The sequence below is a fragment of the Micromonospora sp. NPDC002296 genome (genome assembly GCF_040296145.1).
In the GTDB taxonomy this organism is placed as follows: Bacteria; Actinomycetota; Actinomycetes; order Mycobacteriales; family Micromonosporaceae; genus Micromonospora.
In genome coordinates, this window is the sequence record NZ_JBEOWQ010000062.1 from 1 (window position 1) to 23,101 (window position 23,101).

A 23,101-nucleotide genomic window follows, 5' to 3' on the forward strand; every position below is an offset into this window, starting at 1 on the left:
GGGCGCGCGCGGGGCCGAGGGGGGCCGGGGCCCCGCGCCCCCCCCGGCCGGGGGGGTGGCCGCGGCCGCGCCGGCCGAGGTGACCCTGGACTTCGACGCCGGCGTCGACGCGGGAGAGTCACACGTCGCGGTGCTCGACGTCGAGAGCCGGACGGTCACCGACGGCGAGCCGACCAAGGCCGGTTCCACGCGGCTGCGGCTGCCGGTGAGCATCGGCGCCGCCGGCGACTACACGATCGCGTACCACGTCACCTTCACCGACGGGTCGACCGCCACCGGGGCGCACCGGTTCAGCGTGGGCACCGGCGTCGCGCCGGCCCCGCTGGACGACGCGGCCCGCCAGGCCGGCGTGGACGTGGTGGTCGAGCACGGGCACGGCATCGACGGATTCAGCGCCTTCCTGCTGGTCATCGACGGCGCGGTGCTGGCCGTGGCCCTCGCCCTGCTGTGGCTGCGTCCGCGCGGCGGGCGGGCTGCGTCCCTGCGCCTCGACCCGCGGACCTGACGGGCGGGCACGACGTGACGGCACCCGGGGCAACGGAAGGCGGCGCCGACGAGATCCGTCGGCGCCGCTCGTGCCCGCGGTCAGGGTACGGGGAAGAACGCGCGGACGAACTTCTCCCACCCGCGTTCACCGATCATCGCCCGCATCTTCGGCAGCAGCCGCGGCGGCATGCCGAGCCGGTACCGGATGCGCGGGTTCGGGGTGGAGACCGCCGTCTCGAGAACCTTGGCGACGTTCTCCGCCCGGACCGCGATCTTGCCGCGCAGCGGCGGGTTGTCGCTGAGCCGGTACGCCTGGTGCCAGTCGACGAAGTGTTCCCAGAACTCCCGGTACAGCGCGGGGTTCTCGTGCGAGTCCATGCCCAGGTCGGCGACGCTGTCCGGGACGAAGCCGCCCAGGATGGGCGCCGGCTGGAGCACCACCACCTTGATGCCGAAGGGAGCCACCTCAAGGCGCAGCGAGTCGCTGATGGCCTCCAGCGCGTGCTTGGTGGCCTGGTAGTAGCCCCGGCCCGGGGTGGCGAACATGCCGAAGATCGACGACATCATGATCACCCGCCCGCCACCCTGCTCGCGCATGCCCGGCAGGACCATCTGGGTGAGCCGGCACAGCCCGAAGACGTTCGTCTCGAACTGGGCGCGGACCTGGTCCATCGGGGTCTCTCCGATGGTGCCGTTGAGGCTGTACGCCGCGTTGTTGATGAGGGTGCCGACCGCGCCGTGCTCGTCGGTGATCCGCTTGACCGCCGCGGCCATCGACTCCTCGTCGTTGACGTCGAGGTAGAGCACGGTGATGCCCTCGTCGGCCAGGTCGGCCAGGGCCTCCACGTTGCGCCCGGTGGCGTAGACCGGCCAGCCGGCCCGGTGCAACCGCAGCGCGGTTGCCTTGCCGCTGCCCGAGGACATGCCGGTGCCCGACGAGGCGCCGGTCAGCAGGATTGCGCGTGACTGGGTCATGACGGGGTCCCTTTCCGGCCGGGAGTCACTCGTCGGACAGCCGCGCGATGCGGCTGCGGTCCACGGACGAGCCCAACCCGGTGGCGTCGACCAGCCGGTTGATGAACGCGAACAGGCAGGCGCAGAAGACCGCCTCCAGCATCTCGGCGTCGCTCCAGCCGGCCGCGGCGGCCTTCTCCCAGTCCGCGTCGGTGATCTTGTACGCGCCGGTGCTCACCTTCGTCACCAGCTGCATGAGCGGCATGGTGCGCTCGTCGACCGGCAGTTCCTCGGCGGTGTTCGCGTCCGACACCGCCTCGAGCAGCTCGTCGCTGCCGCCGAACTGGCTCAGGAACCAGCTGTGCGTCCCGACGCAGTACGGGCAGCCGTTGAGCTTGGACGTCCAGGCCGAGATCAGTTCCTTGAGGTGGCGGGGGAGCGTGTCACCGCCGAAGACGCCGCCGTACCCGGCGAGCACCACTGCGAGCAGCCGCGGATTGGTGGAGGTGAGCCGGAACATGTCCGGCACGAATGGCAGCCCGGTGACCGCCTTGATTTCTTCGTAGAGTTCGGCGGTGCGTCCCTCCGCCTTGTCCTCGTCAATCAGCGGGACTCTGACTCCCGGCTGTTTCGTCGTGGTTTCCATGAGCCTTCTCCTCGTTGCTCGGGCGAGGCCGGGCCAGCCGTGCGACATCGCGCCCCAAAGCAGAGTAGGAGCGCTGCCGGCGCTGGCCGCAGCGATCTCCGACGGGGCTGCGGGGCGACACGGAAACGCCGACGACGGCGGTCAGGCAGCGATTCCGTTGGCCCATGATGGCACGTCTTCGCAGGTCCGATGCTCTCCCAGGTTGCCTACTGCAACCGTTCGGCGGTCGACCGACGGCGCGGTTCGACCGTACTGAGTACTGGATGAAGGCACTTTTCGCCGATAGCCTGTATTTAATTCATAGAGATGGATGAGGTGCGTGATGCCGGCAAGTGTGCTGCGACCGGTGCTGGGCGCGCTCGGGTTGACGCAGATCCGATACGTCGACGCGGTGCGTCGGGGTCGGGCGAGTGGCCTGGTGGCCGAGGTGTACAAGCAGGTGGAGAGGGACTTCGGCGTGCTCGCGCCGCCGGTGGCCCTGCATGCCCCGGCCCCCGAGGCGCTGGCCGCCGCGTGGATGCTGCTCCGGGAGGCGCTGGTCGTCCCCGGCGCCGCCCCGCGGGCGGCCAAGGAGGCGGTGGCCACCGCGGTCTCGCTGGGCAACGCCTGCCCGTACTGCGCGACCATCCACAACAACGCGCTGGACCTGCTCGGCAGCGCCGGCCCCGCCGGGCCCACCCGAGCGGACCTGGAACCGGGCGTCGGCGGGGCGGCGCTGGAGGAGATCGTCGCCTGGGCGATGCCCGCCGACGGGCGGACCCGGCCGGACCGGCCGCCGTTCCCCGCGGCCCAGATGCCGGAGCTGGCCGGGGTGGCGGTGCTGCTGCACTACCTCAACCGGGTGGTGAACGTGTTCCTGCGCGACGTGCCGCTGCCACCCGGGGTGCCGGAGGTCGCCCTGCCCATGGTGCTGCGGGTGCTCGGCCACGCCATGATGAGCGCGTCGCGGCGTCCGCACGAGCCGGGCCGGTCCCTGGACCTGCTGCCGGCCGCGCCGCTGCCGGCCGACCTGTCCTGGGCGGCCGGCAACCCGGCGATCGCGGAGGCGTTCGGCCGGGCCTGCGCCGCGATCGACGAGGCGGGGCGCCGCTCGGTGCCCGAGGCGGTCCGCGACCTGGTGCTGGTCAACCTGGTCGGCTGGCGCGGCGGCCCGCGGGGGATCAGCCGGGACTGGGTGGAGGAGCTCGTCGGGGGGCTGCCCGAGAACCAGCGGCCGGTCGGTCGGCTGGCGCTGCTGGTGGCCTTCGCCTCCTACCAGGTGGACCCGGGGGTCGTGCGTGGCTGCCGGCTGGTCGGCGCGGACGACCGGACGCTGGTCGAGATCTGCTCCTGGGCGGCGATGGCGGCGGCCCGGTGGCTGGGTGGCCAGCTCCCGGTCCCGCACTGATCATGTCCGGACACGGCGCGCATCGTCGAACAATTCGGATAATCGCTGCGACTGTCAGATTAAGTCACGTCGCTGCGAGTGAGAACATTGGAAACCACCGTATTTATTGATCTCCATGCATGGTATCGTCCTAACCCATCCGGACCGCTTAGGACACTCACAGTAAGGGCGACTCGAGGGGTTTCGGTTCGCACTTACGCTGCCCGACCACACCGGTGAACTGGCGATTCTTCGCAGTTTTCACCGGATGATCGAACACCTGTTCCGATACGGTGCGACGACGAAGTCGTGGCGACCCTTGGGCAGGACCACGTCGCCGGTCGTGGGGACGACCCCGCGGCCGGCGCCCGGCGCACGGGCACATCGTGCCCGGCATGCGGCCGGAGTGTCTCCAACGTGTTCACCGAATGGAGTTGATTCGCCGTGCACAACGCCGTCGAAAGAGCCATCTCGATCATGTGGGATCGTTACCACGAACCGCTGTCGCTCGACGCAATGGCCGATTCAGCCTTTCTCAGCCGCTTTTACTTCTCCCGGCTCTTCCGGTCCAAGACGGGCACTTCGCCAGGTCGTTTCCTGACCGCGATCCGGCTCTACAAGGCCAAGAACCTGCTGCTCGAGACGGATATGAGCGTCACCGACATCGCCTACGCGGTCGGCTACAACAGCCTGGGCACCTTCATCAGCCGGTTCACCCGCAGCGTGGGCATCTCGCCGGCCCGGTACCGGTGGCTGGCCGAGCACGGCATCCCGCAGCTGGCCCGCACCCGCACGGCCGGCCCGCGCCGCCGCGCCAGCATCAGCGGACGCCTCGTCCTGCCCCAGGTCGACGTGCCGGTCAAGGTGTACGTCGGCATCTTCGACAGCCCCATCGTGCAGGGCCTGCCGGCCTCCTGCGACATCCTGGAGGCCTCCGGCGAGTACGTCCTGCGTGACGTGCCGGAGGGGGAGTGGTACCTGCGCGCCGCGGCGATCGCGCTCGACGACATCGCGGCCCGGCCGTCCATGCGTCGGCCCCTGGCGGTCGGCTCCCACGACGCGCTCACCGTCGCCGTCGGCGAGGACCTCACGGTGGACCTGGAGCTGCACCACACCGGGGTGTTCGACCTGCCCATCCTGATCGCGCTGCCCGAACTGGACAGCAGCACCCCCGGTAGCCGGACCCGGCACGGCTTCGCCCGCAACGACCGGCGCACCAACCGGCCGTCGCGGATGCTGCACGGGGCCAAGTCGTGACCGCCGCCACCGGGCGGTGGCGACCCCGCACCCCGGGCCCGGGGTCGCGCCGGGGCCACGGACCGGGCGGCGGCGTCGCCACCCGGGGATGAGGGCGCGGGCCGCGCGGGACCCGGCAACGCGCCCTGAAGGACCTCCCAGGGGGAAGGGGAGCAGGCCGGTGGGACGGGGGCACCGGTCGGCCGGGACGCCGACCGGCGCACGCGTCGCAACCGGCGTTCAGCGTACGGTTTCGGCACCGGACGACTCCGGCACCCGGAACGGCCCCCAGGTGAACGCCGGCAGCCAGCGCCCCGGATCCGCGCTCCACCGCAGCGACCGGATCTGTGCCGTGGTGCGGCGACCGGCCAGCGACAGATAGACCTCGTACCACGGACCGGACATCGTGGCCGCCGGCTCGCCCGTTCCCGCCACGTGCCGCCCGTGCTCGGTCTCGACCGCCAGCGGCGGCAGGCCGTGGCCGTCGAGCGAGGCGGAGAGCCCCGTCAGCAGGACGCCCGAGGCCACCGGCAGCGCCGGATGGTCGACCGGTGGCGGCACGCCCAGCGCCTGACGCAGGTCCAGCTCGTGGGTGAACGCGTCCATCACCAGGATGTGCCGGTCCATCGACCCCGGACCGGCGAGGAACTCCTCCACCGGCCCGCTCAACCGCTCCCACTCGTCGAGCAGCTCCGGCAGCCCGCCGTCGGGCACCGGCCCGGGAGCGGACCCGGTGGCCCGGCCGTGCACCCGCGCGCAGATCTCCACCAGGTGCGCGACGAGGTCCCGGACCGTCCACCCCGGACAGTTGGCCACCGGCTGCGCGCCGGCCTCCGGGGGCGCCTGGGCCAGCAGGGCCGCCGTGGTCTCCCGGACCTGGCGGTAGGCCGCGACGGCGCGGGCCTCGGACGAGCGGGCGGAATGCGGTTCTGCGACGGTCATGGTCGTGCCTCCTTCCGCGGCGTTGCCGCGGCTCGGACGGATCCCGCCGCGGGCGCGGCGGGGTCGGCAGGTGCGGCGGCCCGGCCGGCCTGCGCCGCCGTGAGCCGCCCCGTACCGTGCAGCCAGCGCACGGTGTCGGCGAGCGTCTCGGTGAACGGCCGGGGCTCGGGCCCCGCCGACCGCGCCGCGTCCTCCGGGCGGGCGTCGCAGGCGCAGACGTAGCAGGCCCCGTACTCGGCCGGGATGTGCCACGGCCACACCCGCTGCACCACGTCGGTGGCGTACGCGAAGGGCAGCATCGCCCGGGCCGGCAGGAACAGCGTGGGCAACCGACGGCCGGTCACCTCGCGCACGGCCGCCACGTAGTCGCGGGTGCGCAGGTAGCGGCCCGGGCCGAGGTGCCGGTCGCCGACCCCGGCGGGCCCGGTGGCCAGCTCCGCGAGCAGCGCGGCCGTGTCCCGCACGTCGCCGACCGGGAAGCCGCCGGTGGGCCACATCGGCATCAGGCCGCGCAACACGTTGCGCAACCGGGCGTTCTGGTCGCCGAGCTTCGGGTCGTCCGGGCCCAGCAGGGCGGGCGGGTAGCTGATCACCACCGGGTCGCCCTGCGCCTGGTGCTGCCGGGCGACCCGCTCCGCGGCGGCCTTGCTCGCCAGGTACGTCTCCCGGGCCGTGCTCGGCGGCGACTGCGGGCCCACCGTCCCGGCGGGGGACGGCAGCAGCGCGCCGAACGTCGACACGTGCACCGAGCGCCCCACCCCGTGCCGGCGGGCCGCCGCCAGCACCACCTCCGTGCCGCGTACGTTGGTGCGTCGGGTGGCCTCGTGCCACCGGCTGTCGAACGAGTAGACCGAGGCGGCGTGCACCAGCGCGTCGACGCCGCGGACGGCCCGGGCCACCGCCGTCTCGTCGGTGACGTCGCCGTCCGCGACCTGCACCGCGTCGCCCGGCACCGACAGCGGCGACAGGGCCGGGGCGACCCGGTCGGGGTCGCGGGCCAGCACCCGCACCCGGTGTCCGGCTGCGGCGAGCGCCGCCACCGTGTGCGCGCCGACGAAGCCCGTACCGCCCGTCACAAGTACCAACATCGCGAGTTCCTCTCCGCCCGCGACCGGCGTGGGACGCGCGGCGCGTCGCGGCTGCCGGACCTGGCGGGCGGCTCGATCGTGCCCCTTTCGGCGACGGCGAACTACTCCGAGCGTGCCGTCGTCTCGACCGTTCCACCGCAGGTCAGAGGGCAACCGGGAAGTGGCGGCGGGCACCGGTCGGCCCGGAGGATGAGGCAGTTGGATCGTCAACTCTGGATGTATTGGAGCAGCAGGTGGCCGGCACCATCAGGGCGCTCAGGCGCCGCGTCCTTACCCCCGACGTCTCGGAGACCCTCGTCTCCACCCGGGGGTTCCACGACAAGGGGCCGGAGGCCCGCACCATCCTGGAGACGGTCGGTTCGTCGTTCCTGACCGGGCTCTCCTCGGCCGCCGGCGCACGCCGGGTGACCGACGTCGACACCGACCTCGCCGAGCTGCCCACCCGGTTCCAGGGGTTCGCCTACGAGGGCGCGGCCATGGGCTTCGCGCTGGTCGACGCGCTGACCCCGGGCACCCCTCGGCGCAGCGCCGAGTTCCTCGCCGGCACCGGCGACCGGCACGTCTACATGGCGTACGTCGGGATCGGCTGGGCGCTCGCCCGACTGCCGAAGTTCCTGTGGCGGCGGGCTCTCGCGGCCGGCACCGACCCGTTGCTGCGCTGGCTCGTGCACGACGGCTACGGCTTCCACCAGGCGTACTTCCACACCGACGAGTACGTGCACGGCCGGCGCGCGGTGACCGACTTCCCGTGGCCGGCCGAGGGCCCGGCCTCGTACGCCGCCCGCGCCATCGACCAGGGCATCGGCCGGGCCACCTGGTTCGTCGCCGGGTGCGATCCGGCGCTCGCTGCCGACCTCATCGACCGGTTCGCGCCGGCCCGGCACCAGGACCTCTACAGCGGCGCCGGGCTCGCGGCCACGTACGCGGGCGGTTGCACCGAGGACGAGCTGCGGCTGTTCCTGACCCGGGCGGGCGAGCACGCCCCGTTCGTCGCCCAGGCCTCCGCGTTCGCGGCGCAGGCCCGGATCAGGGCCGGGCTGCTGGTGCCGCACACGGAGCTGGCGGCCCGGGTGTTCTGCCGGACCTCCGCCGCCGAGGCGGGCCGGATCACCGACGAGCTGATCCCCGCCGGACCGGCGGCCGACGGCCTGCCCGCCTACGAGGTGTGGCGGCGGGCCGTGGCCGAGCGGTTCCGGGTCGGCGCGAGGGTGCAGCCGTGACCGCCGTCGCCGACCGGGGCCGGCTGCGCCCGCCGGGGCCGTCGCCCTGGACGGCGCCGGTGCTGCTCGGGCGGATGGCCCGCAACCGGCTGGACGTCATGCGGGCGGTCTCCGCCCGGCACGGCGACGCGGTCCGGCTGCCGCTGGGGCCGAAGACGCTCTACTTCTTCAACCACCCCGACCACGCCAAGCACGTGCTGGCCGAGAACCCCGGCAACTACCACAAGGGCATCGGGCTGGTGCACGCCCGCCGTACCCTCGGCGACGGCCTGCTGACCAGCGAGGGCGAGCTGTGGACCAAGCAGCGCAAGGTGATCCAGCCGGTGTTCCAGGCGCGCCGCATCGCCCGTCAGGCCGACGCGGTCGCCGAGGAGGCGGTGCGGATGGCTGCCCGGCTGCAACGCATGGCCGGCGGCGACCCGGTCGACATCCGGCACGAGATGACCGAGCTGACCCTCGGCGTGCTGGGCCGGACGCTGCTCGACGCCGACCTCAGCGAGTTCGGCGGGATCGGCGAGGCGTTCGAGGCGGTCCAGGACCAGGCGATCTTCGAGATGATGTCGCTGAGTGCCGTGCCGACCTGGGTGCCGTTGCCCCGGCAGCTGCGCTTCCGCCGGGCCCGCGCCGAGCTCCAGGAGATCGTCGACCGGCTGGTGGCGCACCGGCGGGCGGAGCCCGGCGGCACCGAGGGCCGCGACGACGTGGTGTCCCGCCTCATCGAGTCGACCAGCCGGGAGACCGACCCGGGGGTGGCCCGGCAGCGGATGCGTGACGAGCTGGTGACCCTGCTGCTGGCCGGGCACGAGACCACCGCCAGCACCCTCACCTGGACCTTCTACCTGCTCGACCAGCACCACGAGGTGTGGGAGCGGATGCACGCCGAGGCCGTCGAGGTGCTCGGCGACCGCAACCCGGTGTACGAGGACCTGCACCGGCTGCGGTACACCGCGATGGTGGTCGACGAGGTGATGCGGCTGTACCCGCCGGTGTGGCTGCTGCCGCGCGTCGCCCAGGCCGACGACAACGTGGGCGGGTGGCACGTGCCCGCCGGCGCGGACCTGGTGCTGTGCCCGTACACCCTGCACCGGCACCCGGAGTTCTGGCCCGACCCGGACCGCTTCGACCCGGATCGGTTCGACCCGGACCGGCGCACCGACCGACCGCGGTACGCCTACATCCCGTTCGGCGCCGGCCCGCGCTTCTGCGTCGGCAACAACCTCGGGCTGATGGAGGCGGTGTTCGTCCTGGCCTGCGTGGCCCGTCAGCTACGCCTGTCGCTGAGCCCCGGTTACCAGGTGGTGCCGGAGCCGATGCTGACCCTGCGGGTGCGGGGCGGCCTGCCGATGCACGTCCACGAGGCCTGACCCGTCCGACCCGTCGATCCAGGCGCAACCGGTGCTTCCCGCCGGTTGCGCCTCGTCGTGTCCGCCCGGGACCCCGACGAGGTCGCCCGCGCGCCCGCCCTGCTGCTGGTTCCGGCGCCCGCCCTGCTGGTTCGCGCGCCCGCCCTGCTGCTGGTTCCCGCGCCCGCCCTGTGGTTCCCGCGCCCGGCCCGCACGGCGACGGCCGGGTCGACCACGCGGGGTGCGTGGCCGCCCGGCCGTCGGTGGCCGATCAGATCAGCCCTTGCCGACCTCGCGGAACCGGCCGCCGTGGAACAGCAGCGCGTCGCTGCTGTCACCACGGCCGGTGCTGAGGACCGAGCCGAGGAAGATGGAGTGGTCGCCGCCGTCGTACACCGCCGCCAGCTTGCACTCCACCCAGGCCACGTTCCCGGTCACGATCGGCGCGCCGGTGTGCGGGCCCGGTTCGCACCGCACCGTCTCGAACTCCCGCTCGTCGCGGGGCCTGCTGGAGCTGGCGAAGTACCGGGCCAGCCCCTCCTGGTCGGCGGCCAGGATGGACACCGCGAAGGTGCCCTGGGCCAGGACGGTGTCGTGCATGACGGCGCTGCGCTTCACGCACACCAGGACCATCGCCGGGTCCAGCGACACGGAGGTGAACGCGTTCGCGGTCATGCCGTGCGGCAGGTCCCGGCCCGACGTCACCACCGTCACGCCGGTGGCGAACATCCCCATGACCGCCCGCAGTTCGGCGTGGTCGGCCGCGGGCGTCGGCATCGTCGCCGGGCCGGCGGTCGGCCGCTGGTCCGCTCCGGTCACGGCTCAGCCCTCCCCGACGCCTTCGGACACCCGCCGGCCGCCCGCGGCGAGGGGCACCGCGTAGCGCGACAGGGCCGCGCGCAGCGTGTCCGGCACCCGGGTCGGCCGGGTGTCGGTGTTCGGGCCGCGCATGCACGCGATCCGCTGCCGGCCCCGGGCCACCAGCTCCTCGAAGCCGTCACGCAGCCGCACGTAGTCGAACGCGAAGCCGATCTGGGTCTGCGTGAGGTCCTCCAGCCGCATCCGGATCGACAACTCGTCGAACGCGGTGATCTCGGTGAAGAACTCGCACTCGCACTTGAGCGTGAACAGCTTCAGGTCGTCGCGGATGTCCGCCAGGACCTCCGGCGCCTCGTCCCGCAGGAACATCTCCCGGCACCGGCCCTGCCAGCGCATGTAGTTGACGTAATAGACGTTTCCGACGAGGTTGGTCTCCTCGAAACCCACCAGGTGCCGGTACTCGTAGTAGGACTCCATCTCACCTGACTCCTTCCGCCAGCATCGTGAACACCACCGGGTCGCCGATGTCGTTGAGCGCGGTGACGAAGGTGGCGACCCGCGCCGCCCCCGAGCGCAGGGCGACCCAGCCGGCCGTTCCGTTCGGCTCGGCCACCAGGTCGACCCGGGTGTGGCCGTTCTTGCGCAGGCACTCGACCGCGCCCCAGACCCGGGTGGCGGCGACCGACAGGTCCTCGCCCTGCTCCCGGGCCAGCAGCGTGGACAGGGCGACCCCGTCCGGGCCGATCAGGCCCTCCCACTCGGCGGCGGAACGGGCCGAGGCCAGCTCCACGTCGCAGCCCACCGCCGCCGAGGCGCCGGCGACGGCGAAGGTGACCCCGGCGCCGTGCGAGGCGGAGATCCGGACGTCCCCGTCGACCTCCGGCTTGCCGTCGGGCCGGTAACGCACCGTCGTCTCCGTGCCCAACGCCCAGCTCACCGCCCGGGCGGTCTGCCGGCGCCGGGCCGGCGTGCCGGTGGCGTCCGGGTCGTCGGGCCGTACGACGCAGCGCAGCTCGTCGGGCAGGAACGCGCCGGCCCGCCGCTCCAGGTACGGGCCGACCAGCGCCGGCAGCCACGGCCCGGTGCCGTCCTGCTTGCGTACGGCGTGCAGGCGCAGCCCCACCCACCGCTCGACGAGGTTGCCGTCGCCGTCGCAGACGTCCACGTCGTAGTGGTAGGTGTCGCCCTGGCGCAGCCGCTCCACCGCGTGGATGGTGACGGTGTCCAGGGTGGCGGCGACCTTCGGGTCGGCCAGGTACAGCCGCTCGATAGCCCCCGGCAGCAGGGTCGCGTCCGGCACGCAGCACTGCAACGCGTGCATCACCGTGTCCCGGGTGCCCGGGTCGCCGAGCACCAGGTCGCCGGGCCGGTACCGGGCGAACCACGAGTCGACCGGCCGGTTGGACACCCGCGCCGTGCAGCTCGTCGCCGCCAGGTCCAGGTAGCCCAGCAGGCGCTGGAACCGCCGTCCCTGGAACAGCACCGGGCCGTACAGGTCGCGGGCCGGGTCGATCGGCAGCAGCCGCGCGGCGGCGGTCCCCGGCCGGGCCTCGACCCGCAGCGGCTGGTCCCAGCGCAGCCGGGCCCGGAAGTGGTCGGCCTGGAAGTTGGTGTCGCTGCTGCGCACCACCGCCTCGACCGAGCCGTCGGCCGCGGCGAGCACCGCGATCCGGATCGTGTTGCTGCCCGAGGGCGGCACCACGATCGGGCGCAGCAGCTCGACGTCCTCCAGCACCGGGGCCTCGGTGCGCCCGGTGAGCGCCGCCGCCGCCTGCGCCATCGCCTCCATGCCCAGCACGGCGGGGAAGAGCAGGTCCCCGTCGAGCAGATGGTCGGGCAGGTAGAGGTCGTCGTCGGCGGTCAGGTCGGCGTCCACGACCAGCTCCACGCCCGGGTAGTGCACCTGCTGCCGGTCGACGAAGCGCAGCAGCGGCAGCTCGCGCCGCTCCAGCGTGACCGTGGACAGGCCGTCGGCGCGGCCCATCACCACCAGCGCCTGCGGCGCGGACGGGCTGGCCAGCACCTCCTTCAGGGTGGCGATGCCGGCCTCCACCGGGATCGGCGCGATGCCGTCGCGGGTGAGGGCCTCCAGCACCCCGAGCCGCTCGCCCATGCCGGCGCCGGACCACACCGACCACTCCAGCGCCAGGCACCGGATGTGCGGGTAGTCCTCGCCGACCCGGCGGGTCAGGTCGGTCATCCAGTCGTTGGCCGTGGCGTAGTGCGCCTCGCCGCGCAGCCCCGCCCGGCCGATGATGCTGCCGAAGGTGACCAGCAGCCGCAGCGTGTGCGGGTCGGTCGCGGCGAGCACGGCCTCCAGCCCGTCGATCTTCGGCGCGATGGTCCGCCGGAACGTCGCCTCGTCGAGGCTGACCACCGCGGTCGGCTCGTTGCGGCCGGCGCCGTGCAGCACGCCGGTGACCGGGCCGAGCACCCGCTCGATGTCGTTGACGGCCGCCTTCACCTCGTCCAGGGCGGTGATGTCCGCCCGGGCGTAGTGGAAGCGCACCCCGGCGGCGGTGAGCCGTTCCAGGTTGGCCGCCAGTTCCGCGTCGGCCGCCGGGTCGGAGCGGCCGATCAGGCCGACCGCCGTCAGGGTGTCCCGCCCCAGTGCCAGGGCGCACTCGGCGGTGATGCCCTTGCCGCCCCCGGTGACCAGCAGCACGTCCTCCACCCCGAGGCCGGGCCCGCCGTTGGGCGGCAGGGACGCCGGCCGCAGCACCGGCACGTACCGGTTGCCGTCGGCGTCGTAGTTGACCTCGCTGAATCCGGCGGTCGCCGCCACGTCGGCGACGAGCCGGGCCACCGTGGCCGCGACGTCGTCGGCGGACGGCTCGTCGGCCAGCGGCAGCGTGATCACCGTCGTGGTGATCTCCGGGTGCTCCTGGTGCAGCGTCTTGGCCAGGCCGGCCGCGTTGCGCCGGTCACCCAGCGCCACGAACCGGACGGCGCCACCCTGCGACACGGCGGCCCGGGCGGCCCGCAGCATCACCGGGATGTGCTCGGGCTGGCAGTCGCGCGGCAGGCACAGCAGCACCCCACCGCCGACCCGGGCCTGTTGCAGCGCCGTGCGCAACGGCTCGGCGAGAGGGCTGTGCCCGGCGGTGAACGCCTGCCAGCCGCCCTCGACCGGGGCACCGGCCCGCGGACCGGCCTCGGTGGGCACCAGGTCCACCGCGAACGCCCGGACCCACGGGGCCACCCCGGCGATCGACCGTTCCGCTTCCTCCGCGTCGCCACCACCGCCGGCCTCGTCGAGGATCTGCGCGATCTCCGCCACCGTGGCGGTGGCGTAGCTGGAGGTCAGCGTCGGGGCGGTCACGTTGAGCTCCCGGGCGGCCTGGTTGACGATCTGCCCGACGGTGATCGAGCTGAGGTGCAGCTCGTCCAGCGGCCGGCTGTCCGGCCGTACGGCCTCCAGCGGCAGCTCCGCCCGCTCGGCGGCGAGCCGGCGCAGCAGCTCCAGGGTGTCGACCGTCGCGCCGGGCCCGGAGGCCGCGACCGACACGCCGGCCGCCGGCACCGCGACGGCGGCCGGCTCGCCCCCGGCACGGGCCACCGCGAAGTCCCCGGCCGGCGCCGACTCGGCGGGGCTGGCGAAGAACCGCAGCGGCCGGCCCGGCTCCAGCGGCCGGGTGAACCGGTCCTGGAACAGCACCGAGTGGTTCACCGCCGCACCAGCCGCGTACGCGGCGCCGACCGCGCTGAGCAGGCCCGCCAGCGACAGGCTGTCGGTCTCCAGCGAGATCGTCGGCACCTCCGGGGCGATGTCGGCGGCCAGGCCGCGCAGCACCCGACCCGGACCGACCTCCAGCAGCAGGTCGGCGTCGTCGGCTAGGCGGCGCACCGCCTGGGTGAACCGCACCGGGTCCAGCACCTGCCGGCGCAGCAGGTCGGGCACGTCGGTGTCGGCCGGCAGCACGTCCCCGGTGACCGTGGAGACCATCCCATCGGACAGCGGGGCGAAGGGCAGGCCGCCCAGGTGCTCGGCGAACGCGACCGCGGCCGGGGCGACGGCCTCCGAGTGGAAGGCGTGCGACACCGCGATCCGGGTCCAGAACAGCCCGGACCGCTCGGCCAGCGCGCCGACCTGCTCCACCGCCGCGACCGGACCGGAGACCACGGTCTGCTGCGGGCTGTTGTAGCCGGCGATGACCACCGGCGTGCCGACCAGCAGCGGCTCCACCACCTCGGGGGCGGCGGAGATGCTGGCCATCGTGCCGTCGCCGGCGCTGGCGTCGGCCATGATCCGGCCACGCGCGCCGGCCGTCGCGATCAGCGTCGCCTCGTCCATGGCACCGGCCCAGTGCAGCGCGGTCAGCTCGCCGAGGCTGTGCCCGGTGGCCCCGACCGCCCGCACCCCGAGCGTCGACAGCACCCGCAGGCCGGCGACCGACGCGGTCACGATCCGCGGCTGCGCCACCGCCGTGGCCACCAGGTCCGCGCCGGGCGGCGGCTGGTGGGCCTGGTACAGGGTGTCGACCTCCTCGAACCGGCGGCGCAGCGCGCCGCCGTCGGCCCGCCGGCCCGCGCCCTGGCCGGGGAACAGGAACCCGATCCGCGGGGCGGAACCCACCGAGCCGAGGAAGACGCCCCCGGTCGCGTCGATCACCCGACGCTCGCCGGAGTCGACCAGCTCGACCAGCCGCTCCAGGCGCTGCCGCGCCTGCTCGGGCGACGCGACGACCACCGCCGCCCGCACCGGCCGGCCGACCAGCTTCCCGGCCAGGGTCGCGGCCAGGTCGCCCAGTTCGGCGTACGACAGCCGGCCCACCCACGGTGCCAGGTCCGACAGCCGTGAGCCCAGCTCCTCCGGGGTGCGCGCGTCGAACATCAGCAGCTCGGTGTCCTGCCGGGAGCGCACCAGCGCGGTCGTCGTCGCCCCGATCCGGGTCCGCCGGCCGTTCTCCGCGCTCTCGACCACCACGTGGGCGTTGATGCCGCCGAAGCCCATCGAGGACACCGCCGCCCGGACCGGCTTGTCCGCCGGCCACAGCTCCGCCGTCGCGGGCACCCGCACGGCGGGACGCTCCACGTCGAGCACCGGGTGCGGGTCGACGTGCCCGGTGGCCGGCGGGATGACCTGCTGGCGTACCGCGAGGATCGCCTTGAGCAGCCCGGCGACCCCGGCGGCGGCCTTGGTGTGGCCGAAGTTGCCCTTCACGGTGCTGATCGCGGCGGGCGCGCCCGCCGGGTCGGCCTCCTGCCGGGCCTCGGTGAACGCCGTCAGCTCGGTGGCGTCGCCGACGGCGGTGCCGGTGCCGTGGCCCTCCAGGTAGGCGACCGAGTCGATGCCGTAGCCGGCCCGCTCGTACGCCCGGCGGATGGCCAGCCGGTGCCCGCTGGCCTCGGGCCGGGTGATGCCGCCCTTGCCGTCGGAGGAGTAGCCCCAGCCGGCGATGACGGCGTGCCGCCGCAGCCCGCGCGCCACGGCGTCCTCGTCGCGCATCAGCACCAGCATGCCGCAGCCCTCGCCCGGCCAGAAGCCGTTGGAGTTGCGGTCGTACACCCGCATCTCCCCGGTGGCCAGCGCCCCGGTCTTGGCGAAGCCGATCACCTCGAACGGGTCGATGCTCAGGTCCACCCCGCCGGCCACGGCGGCGTCGAGGTCGCCGTTGGCCAGGGCGTTGCAGGCGGTGGAGACCGACAGCAGCGACGACGAGCAGGCGCCGTCGACGGTGTAACCGCCGCCCTTGAAGTCGAAGTGGTTGCAGACCCGCCCGGCGATGGTGTTGGCCAGGCCGCCGGCCAGCGTGTCCTCGTCGATCGGCGGGAAGGGCGCCTTGTAGCGCGGCTCCAGCTCGTCGAGGAACGTGCCGACCTCGGCGTCGCCCCAGCCCTGCTCGCGCAGCGCCGCCCCGACCGTGCGCCGCACGTACGGCCAGCGCAGTCGCAGCAGGTTGGCCCGGCTGAACTCACCGGTGAGGGTGTTGCCGATGACCACCCCGGTGGTGGCCAGCGGCAACCCCTCGCCGTCGGGGAAGCCGGCGTCCTCCAGCGCCCGGGCGACCGTGTCCAGGGCCAGCCAGTGCGTCATGTCGGTGGACCGGAAGGTGCTGCCGGCGATCTTGTACCGGACCCGGTCGAACTCGAAGCCCTCGATCACGGCGGCCTTGGCCGAGTAGAACCGGTCGGGCGCGGTCGGGTCGGGGGAGTAGTAGTCCTCGGAGTTCATCCGCTCGTCGGGCAGCCGACGGAACGCCCGGCGGCCGGTGAGCACGTTCTCCCACAGTTGGTTGGGGTTCTCGGCGTCGGGATATCGGCAGGCGATCCCGACGACCGCGATGCGTTCGCTCATTTCTGCTCCTCGCTTCGTCCGTCGATCGCCCTGAGGGGGTCGACCTGTTCGGCCGGCGCGGCGCGCCAGCCGGCGCGGTGCGTCCTGTCGCGCCGGATCACGCGATGCGCCTGGGGGTGCCGAGGGACAGCCCGGCGGGCGTGGCGGCCCGCTCCCGGGACTTCTTGCGCAGGTGCGCCAGCCACCAGCCCAGTCCGCGGATGCCGCAGACCACGACCACCGCGAAGAAGAGCGTGTAGACGACGTTGAACAGCATCAGCACGCCGTAGACCATGGCCACCGAGGAGCCGAACATGAACTGGTTCATCGGCTTGGCCGGGGTGGTGCCCGGGTCGGTGATCATGTAGTTGGTGAACAGCACGAACGCCACACCGGTCATCACGCCGAGCGCGGAGAACAGCGCGACGTCCCAGATCCAGTGCCGGATGAACGCCTGGATGGCGAAGCCGCCGAGCCAGCCCACGATCAGCGGCACCTTGCGGGTCAGCAGCGCGTTGATCACGGTGCCGGCGGTGACGATGATGATCGGGATCATCACCCGGAAGTAGGTGTTGGCGTTCTCCGTGAACTCGTACGGCGGGGCGATGGAGATCCAGGAGCCGAAGCAGACCAGCGCCATGGTGATGCCGAAGTTCGACGGGTTCATGTAGTGCCGCATCCGGCCGTAGACCGGGGCCTGCAGGACGTACTTGCCGGTGACGCCGACGATCACGGCGAACGCGATCGGCAGGAACATGTCGTTGGCGTAGAGGAGCATGTTGCAGGCCAGCGCGGTGATGTGCGAGGGCAGCAGGAACTCGTACACCCGGCGGCCGCCGCCGCCGAGGAACCGGGGGGTCTCCTTCTTGGCCCAGGCCCGGATCAGCTCGAAGGTGATCTCGGCGGCGTAGGCGGTGAGCACCGCGAAGATGGGCCACAGCCACGGCTGCTCGAAGCCGAGCAGGGTGTAGCCGAAGATGTTGAAGATGCTGATGGAGAGGGCGAAGTTGCGCAGGGCCAGGTAGCGGCGGTCGGGCTCCGGTTTGGCCGGGGCGGGGACGACGCGGGCCGCGGGGGCGGTGTTGATGCTGGGGGGCGGGGCGATCGTGGTCATCGGTTCGGAACCTCCTCGACGCGGTCGGTCAGCACGAGGGTGTGCGTTCCGGCGGTGAGCTGCTGGCTGGTGCTGTGCTGCTGGCCGCCCAGGTCGCGCCAGCGCAGGTCGACGGTGACCGGGCCACTGCTGTTGCCGAGCCCGAAGTGGACTTCGAAGCTCCGCTTGCCGGCGTGGCCGCTGCCGCCGTCGAGTTGGGAGATCTGCTTGCGGCCGTCCGGCGTGGTCACCGTGACGGTGGCGCCGTACGCCGGGGTGCAGAGCATCTGGCCCTCAGGGGCGCCGATCGCCGGCCGGTACAGCCGCAGGTTCAGGAAGTTGCCCTTGCTGGGCGCCTCGTTGACGTAGAACGCCGGCGGGCCCCACTGCCGGGCGACCGCGAGGTCCAGCGCGCCGGTGCCCCGGGTGTCGGCGGTGGCGACGCCGCGGGTGGGGATCGGGACGTCGAGCCCGACCTCCTTGGTGATGTTGGCGAACTCGCCGCTGGCCGTGCGGGCGAAGAACGCCAGCGGCTGGCTGCCGGCGATGTCGTCACCGGGTTGCAGGTTCGGCCACATGGCCGGGTTGGACAGCAGGTCGTCGTTCATCATGGCCATCTCCTGCAGCCACGGCCACCGGTTGATCTTGCCCTTGACGAAGCCGAGCGACTGGACGACCTCCAGGTCGCCGCTGTTGAGGAAGTCGCCGAACTTGATGTCCCAGCCCCAGCCGCTCCAGGCCATGCCCAGCGGCCGGGCCTCCTGGGTGAACGGTGCGACGCCCTTGCCCAGCTTGGCGAGCATGTCGCGCTCGTCGCGGGCCCGGTTGATCCAGACGAAGTTGCTCTCCTCCAGGCCCCAGGCCGTGGTGATGTTGGAGACGACCATGTCGAAGTTGCCGTTGCGGTCCAGGTCGCCGAAATCGATGCCCATGCCCTTGAACGAACCGTTGCCGAGCACGAACGACTTGGGGGTGGTGGGGGTGCGCTCCCCGATCGCCGCCTTGAACTTGATCCGGCCGGGGGAGGAGATGTTGTGCAGCAGGTGGTTGTGCCCGAAGTCGTTGGCGACGTAGACGTCCGGCAGCCCCCGCGCGGTCAGGTCGGCCGCGCCCAGGCCCAGCGTCCAGCCGGTGGACTTCTTGAACGGCACCGCCCCGCGCTCCGCCACGAAGTTCACCGACGGGTTGTCCCCGGTGGTCGCCGAGTGCCAGCGCAGCACGTGCAGGCCGCCGCCGTTGGTGGCACTGGACAGGGTGTCGTTCATCTCGACGTTGTCCTGGCCCCGGGTGTTGAGCACGTCGGACTCGGGGAAGTAGTTGCCGATCACCACGTCCGGCTTGCCGTCGCCGTCGAGGTCACTGACCAGGGAGGCGTTGGTGTGCCACTTGGGACCGTGGTAACGGCCGTCCGGCGAGCTCTGCGGCAGCAGCTCCTGGCGCTGGTACGTCGCGTTGGACACCGTGGTGGCGCCGGCCTTGCGCAGGAACATGATCGGCACCCGGCCCCAGTAGGTGACCATCAGGTCCATCCGGCCGTCGAGGTTGTAGTCGCCCGGGACGCAGGCCATCGGCGCCATGGTGTCGTCGATCGGCAGCGGCGCCGCGTCGAGGATGAACGGCGTGAACTGGTCCTCCTTCGGCGCGGTGGGCGCGTAGGTGACCACCACGTGGTTGGTGCGGACGTCCACGAAGCACATGCTGTTGGCCCGGCCGTGGTCGGTGAGGTCGTTGAGCGCGATGCTCGCGCCGACCGACGAGATCCAGGCCCGGATCTTGTGGTACGTCGGGTTGACGTCCCGGATCGTTCTCTTGGGCAACTTGTCGTAGCCGTCCGGGTAGGCGATGGGCTGCTCGGTGAAGCGGTATCGTGTGGCGGCCTGCTCGGCACCGGCGACGGAAACGCGGGCGTCGATGATGAAAAATAGCGAGGCCGCGAGTAGAATCGCGACTATTCCGGGACTGAGCGAGCGTGCGCGTTGACCCAGCACGGTAAGGTCTCCTTACGACAGAGCCATCGACTTCTGCCAAAGCCGATGGCGTGAACAGGGCAGACGGCGCCGCCGCGGCGGTGTTCCACGGGGCGGTTTCGTGGCGGCGCGCGGTTGGGGATAGGGAATTGTCGCCTGGCGGAAAGGGTCCGCCGGCGCGTCGGACCCGGCCGGTGGAGGGACTCCTCCGGCCTTTTCAACCGACGTGGCGAATCTGATTCCTGGGGTGCCTGGTTTCCTCCTGCTGCGGGCGGGGAAAGTGGATTAGGGCGACCGGATCGGGCCCAGGTTCATCGTGCGACTTCATCGTGCGACGGTGGCCCCGGACCGCGCTTCTTTCACATTGCTCCCGACGTTCTCCCAGCCTGCCGCCGTTTGGTTCGCGTTTAACGGACGGTTTGACGCTCCGGATCCCTTTAGGTCAATCTCGTCGTCTTGACCCGCTGTGTCCACCCGGGGGGCCGAAGACGGCAATATGGCGACTAACTGTGGACCGCGCGGTGGCTAGCGTGGGTTGCGGCGCTGCCCGGGCGCGCTGTCTTCGGGGATCACCCCGCCCGGGACCGGGAAGAGAGGAAGCCGTCGTGTCTGTCGAGGGATTCTGGAAGGTGGCCGTGGCCACCCCGTTCGGCACCCGCCGTACCGAGCTCGAGCTGTTCAGCGAGGACGGTGTCCTACAGGGAATTTCGCGTGGTGAGAAGGAAACGCTCACCCTGAACGACCTCCAGCTGGAGGGCAACCGCCTGTCGTGGTACCAGTCCATCAAGAGGCCGATGCGGATGGACCTGGCCTTCGACGTGACGATCGACGGCGACGAGATGACCGGCACCGCCCGCGGCGGCCCGATGCCGGCCGCGAAGGTCAGCGGCCACCGCGAGCCGGCCGCCCAGCCGGCCTGAGCCGGCGCCCACGTCGCCCGACCGCCCCCGGGGTCCACCCGTCGGGGGCGGTCGGCACCGGAGCGGAACCCGTTGGGGGGTGTGCCTCGGCCCTTCGGGGCCACGCTCCAACCCGGATATGTATTGACTTAAGTGCATTTATCATCAATGGTCTTGGGTACTCGACGCGGGAGCACCCATGACCGAACTGCCAGAAGGCACCGAGCACCACCGTTACCTGATCATCGGCGCAGGTCCGGCCGGCCTACAGCTGAGCTACTACCTCCAGCAGGCCGGCAGCGACTACCTGACGCTGGAACGCGCGACCAGCCCCGGCGAGTTCTTCCGCCGGTTCCCCCGGCACCGCCGGCTGATCTCCCTGAACAAGGTGCACACGACCAGCACCGACCCGGAGATCCGGCTGCGCTGGGACTGGAACTCCCTGCTGCACGAGCCGGCCGACCTGCCGTTCTCCGACTACAGCCGCGAGTACTTCCCCAACGCGGACGACCTGGTCCGCTACCTGGGCGACTTCGCCGAGCACCACCGGTTGGCCATCCGCTACGACACCACCGTCGAACGGGTCGAGAAGACCGACGACGGCTTCCTCGTGCGGGCCGGCGGCCGGCTGCTGCACGCCGACTGCGTCGTGGTGGCCGCCGGCTGGGGCCCCCCGAACGTCCCCGACGTGCGTGGCATCGAGCACGCGGTCGGATACGAGGACATGAGCACCGACGCGGCCGACTACGCCGGCCAGCGGGTGCTCATCCTCGGCAAGGGCAACTCCGCCTTCGAGACCGCCTCGGCGATCCTCGGGCACGCCGCCATGATCCACCTGGCCAGCCCCCGGCCGATGCGGCTGGCCTGGAACACCAAGCACCCCGGCGACGTACGGGGCCACCACGGCGCCGTTCTGGACAGCTACCAGTTCAAGACCCTGCACTCGGTGCTCGACTGCGTCATCGACGAGATCCGCCCGGTGGGCGACAAGTACGAGGTGCACCTGACCTACACCCACGCCGACGGCGAGACGGCCGTCATGGAGTACGAGACCGTGCTGCGCTGCACCGGCTTCGCCATGGACACCTCGATGTTCGCCGAGAACTGCCGCCCGGCGAGGGTGCCCAGCGGGCGGCTGCCGGTCACCCGGCCCGACTGGCAGTCGATAGACGTCGACGGGCTGTACTTCGCCGGCACGCTCGCCCAGGACCGGGACTTCAAGAAGGCGTCCTCGGCCTTCATCGACGGGTTCCGCTACAACCTGCGGACGCTCACCGCCCTGCTGCGCGAGCGGTACGAGGGCGCGCCGCTGCCGTACGAGAAGGTGGAGGCCGACGCCGAGGCGCTCACCGGGGTGGTGCTGGACCGGGTCAACTGGAGTTCGGCGCTGTGGACCCAGTTCGAGTTCCTCTGCGACGTCCTCGTCGTCGACCCCGGCGCCGGCGGGGCCCGCCATTACCAGGACCTGCCCGAGGACCACGCGGTGGAGCGGTTCGGCGGCGAGAGCCACTACTACACGTTCTCGCTGCGCTGGGGCCGCGACGCGTACTCCGACGTGTTCGCCATCGAGCGGCACCCGCAGCCCGACCGGGCCGCCGAGAGCGCCTTCATCCACCCGGTGCTGCGCCGCTACCGGGGCGGGGAACTTGTCGAGGAGCTGCACCTGCTGGAGGACCTGCTGGCCGAGTGGCGCCGGCCGGACCGGCACGTGCAGCCCCTGCTCGACTTCTTCGCCGCGGATCTGGGGCGGTGACGCCTACCGGCGGACCATGACCTCCGACAGCGGCTTGCGGGTCAGGTCCGGGACGGTGACCCCCTCGGCCGGGTAGCCGACCGGCATCACCACGCAGGCGCGCTCCTCGGCCGGACGCTCGCAGATCTCGTTGAGGAACCGCATCGGGCTGGGGGTGTGGGTGAGTGTGGCCAGCCCGGACAGGTGCAGGGCGGTGATCAGCATGCCGATGGCGATGCCGACCGACTCCTTGACGTAGTAGGGCCTCGGGGTCTGCGGGCCCTGGTGGACCTCGAACACGACGATGACCACCGGGGCGGTCTCCAGGAACGGCTTCTGCCAGTCGGTGCCCATCGGGGCCACCGCATTGAGCCACTCGGCCGAGGCGCGTCGGGTGTAGAACTCGATCTCCTCGGCCTCGGCGGCCTCCCGCAGTTGGCGCTTGCGCTCCGCGTCGGTGATCATCACGAAGCGCCAGGGTTGCAGGTTGGCGCCGCTGGGCGCCGTCGCGGCGGCCCGGACGGCCTCCTCGACGACGTCCAGCGGCACGGGTTCGGCCGAGAAGTGTCGTACCGACCGGCGGGCCGCCATCTGGTCGGCGAACGCCCGGGCGGTGCGGTTCATCAGCGTGGGTTCCATCCTGTCCAGGTGGAACGGGGTGGTCGCGATCTGGTTCACGGAAGAGCCTCCATCGGCAGGTCGGGGGCTTCTCCAGCATTACCCACGGCACCCGCCGCTGGTTGCGCGGAATTGCCCTGATCGCCGAGCCGTGGACGGCGCGGGTGATGATGGCACCGCGGCAGGGTCAGCCCGCGGTCTGCTCCGCGAGGTGGTCGACGACGTCGGCGAGCGTCCCGCCCCGGCGGGCCACCGACCGCTGGTGCCGCGCCCCGGTGCCGTCGGCTCCCAGCCGCTCCAACCATGCCGCGACGACGTCGTGCTCGCCGTGGGCGCGCAGCACCGGCTCCACCGTGTCCAGCAGGTCGCGGGCCAGCGCGGTCGCGGGCCGCAGCCGGCCCGTGCGCGGGTCCAC

17 protein-coding genes and 1 pseudogene are annotated in these 23,101 nt (G+C 72.5%); 7 read left to right on the plus strand and 11 right to left on the minus strand.

The window, feature by feature from the left end; all coding sequences use genetic code 11:
- The coding region (locus ABT023_RS26720; RefSeq protein ID WP_350889198.1) for a copper resistance CopC family protein at window positions 1-505 on the plus strand (505 nt) is incomplete at its 5' end.
- A gap of 80 nt (window positions 506-585) precedes the next feature.
- On the opposite strand, the gene ABT023_RS26725 is transcribed toward ABT023_RS26720, so the two are convergent.
- Window positions 586-1,461 carry an SDR family NAD(P)-dependent oxidoreductase gene (locus ABT023_RS26725; RefSeq protein ID WP_350889200.1) on the minus strand — a complete coding sequence of 292 codons (876 nt, stop codon included), beginning with the start codon at window positions 1,459-1,461 and terminating at the stop codon, window positions 586-588.
- Window positions 1,462-1,486: 25 nt separating this feature from the next.
- Complete coding sequence (locus ABT023_RS26730) at window positions 1,487-2,086, minus strand: carboxymuconolactone decarboxylase family protein (protein ID WP_350889201.1); 600 nt, start codon at window positions 2,084-2,086, stop codon at window positions 1,487-1,489.
- Window positions 2,087-2,408: 322 nt separating this feature from the next.
- Between ABT023_RS26730 and ABT023_RS26735 the strand changes: the two genes are divergently transcribed.
- Both ABT023_RS26735 and ABT023_RS26740 read left to right on the plus strand, forming a co-directional pair.
- Entirely contained in the window at window positions 2,409-3,473 is a 1,065-nt protein-coding gene (locus ABT023_RS26735) for a carboxymuconolactone decarboxylase family protein (protein WP_350889203.1), read from the plus strand.
- Between the two features lie 456 nt (window positions 3,474-3,929).
- Entirely contained in the window at window positions 3,930-4,709 is a 780-nt protein-coding gene (locus tag ABT023_RS26740) for a helix-turn-helix transcriptional regulator (protein WP_350889205.1), read from the plus strand.
- A gap of 219 nt (window positions 4,710-4,928) precedes the next feature.
- Here the strand turns inward: ABT023_RS26740 and ABT023_RS26745 are convergent, their stop codons facing one another.
- Both ABT023_RS26745 and ABT023_RS26750 read right to left on the minus strand, forming a co-directional pair.
- Window positions 4,929-5,630 (minus strand): maleylpyruvate isomerase family mycothiol-dependent enzyme, encoded by a 702-nt coding sequence (locus tag ABT023_RS26745; RefSeq protein ID WP_350889207.1) that lies wholly within the window; start codon window positions 5,628-5,630, stop codon window positions 4,929-4,931.
- On the minus strand, window positions 5,627-6,718 hold the full coding sequence (locus ABT023_RS26750) for an SDR family NAD(P)-dependent oxidoreductase (RefSeq protein WP_350889209.1): 1,092 nt from the start codon (window positions 6,716-6,718) through the stop codon (window positions 5,627-5,629). The genes ABT023_RS26745 and ABT023_RS26750 overlap by 4 nt, the downstream gene beginning before the upstream one ends.
- 233 nt (window positions 6,719-6,951) lie before the next feature.
- Between ABT023_RS26750 and ABT023_RS26755 the strand changes: the two genes are divergently transcribed.
- Window positions 6,952-7,938 (plus strand): DUF1702 family protein, encoded by a 987-nt coding sequence (locus ABT023_RS26755; protein ID WP_350889223.1) that lies wholly within the window; start codon window positions 6,952-6,954, stop codon window positions 7,936-7,938.
- A complete protein-coding gene (locus ABT023_RS26760) occupies window positions 7,935-9,302 on the plus strand; it encodes a cytochrome P450 (RefSeq protein ID WP_405108804.1) in 1,368 nt (455 codons plus the stop codon). Before ABT023_RS26755 ends, ABT023_RS26760 begins: the two co-directional genes overlap by 4 nt.
- A 255-nt stretch (window positions 9,303-9,557) precedes the next feature.
- Here ABT023_RS26760 and ABT023_RS26765 read toward each other — a convergent pair whose 3' ends face one another.
- The 5 genes from ABT023_RS26765 to ABT023_RS26785 all read right to left on the minus strand — a co-directional run bounded on the left by ABT023_RS26765 (window position 9,558) and on the right by ABT023_RS26785 (window position 19,458).
- Window positions 9,558-10,058, minus strand: coding sequence for a flavin reductase family protein (locus ABT023_RS26765; protein ID WP_350889227.1), 501 nt, complete (start codon window positions 10,056-10,058; stop codon window positions 9,558-9,560).
- 45 nt (window positions 10,059-10,103) lie between these two features.
- Window positions 10,104-10,577: an acyl-CoA thioesterase gene (locus ABT023_RS26770; protein WP_350889211.1), complete on the minus strand. Its 474-nt coding sequence runs from the start codon at window positions 10,575-10,577 to the stop codon at window positions 10,104-10,106.
- 1 nt (window position 10,578) lies between these two features.
- The gene (locus ABT023_RS26775; protein ID WP_350889213.1) at window positions 10,579-16,398 is read right to left on the minus strand and encodes a type I polyketide synthase; all 5,820 of its coding nucleotides are present in this window, start codon (window positions 16,396-16,398) and stop codon (window positions 10,579-10,581) included.
- Window positions 16,399-16,495: 97 nt separating this feature from the next.
- Complete coding sequence (locus ABT023_RS26780) at window positions 16,496-17,491, minus strand: enediyne biosynthesis protein (RefSeq protein WP_350889215.1); 996 nt, start codon at window positions 17,489-17,491, stop codon at window positions 16,496-16,498.
- A complete protein-coding gene (locus tag ABT023_RS26785; RefSeq protein ID WP_350889217.1) occupies window positions 17,488-19,458 on the minus strand; it encodes a CRTAC1 family protein in 1,971 nt (656 codons plus the stop codon). Before ABT023_RS26785 ends, ABT023_RS26780 begins: the two co-directional genes overlap by 4 nt.
- A 584-nt stretch (window positions 19,459-20,042) precedes the next feature.
- Here ABT023_RS26785 and ABT023_RS26790 point away from each other — a divergent pair.
- Together ABT023_RS26790 and ABT023_RS26795 are read left to right on the plus strand one after the other, a co-directional pair.
- Complete coding sequence (locus ABT023_RS26790) at window positions 20,043-20,357, plus strand: hypothetical protein (protein WP_350889219.1); 315 nt, start codon at window positions 20,043-20,045, stop codon at window positions 20,355-20,357.
- Window positions 20,358-20,535: 178 nt separating this feature from the next.
- Window positions 20,536-22,089 carry an NAD(P)-binding domain-containing protein gene (locus tag ABT023_RS26795; RefSeq protein ID WP_350889221.1) on the plus strand — a complete coding sequence of 518 codons (1,554 nt, stop codon included), beginning with the start codon at window positions 20,536-20,538 and terminating at the stop codon, window positions 22,087-22,089.
- Window positions 22,090-22,092: 3 nt separating this feature from the next.
- On the opposite strand, the gene ABT023_RS26800 is transcribed toward ABT023_RS26795, so the two are convergent.
- Both ABT023_RS26800 and ABT023_RS26805 read right to left on the minus strand, forming a co-directional pair.
- Window positions 22,093-22,707 (minus strand): nitroreductase family protein, encoded by a 615-nt coding sequence (locus tag ABT023_RS26800; RefSeq protein ID WP_350889229.1) that lies wholly within the window; start codon window positions 22,705-22,707, stop codon window positions 22,093-22,095.
- A 166-nt stretch (window positions 22,708-22,873) separates the two neighbouring features.
- Window positions 22,874-23,101: pseudogene (locus ABT023_RS26805) on the minus strand (carboxylate-amine ligase); the annotation flags it as partial.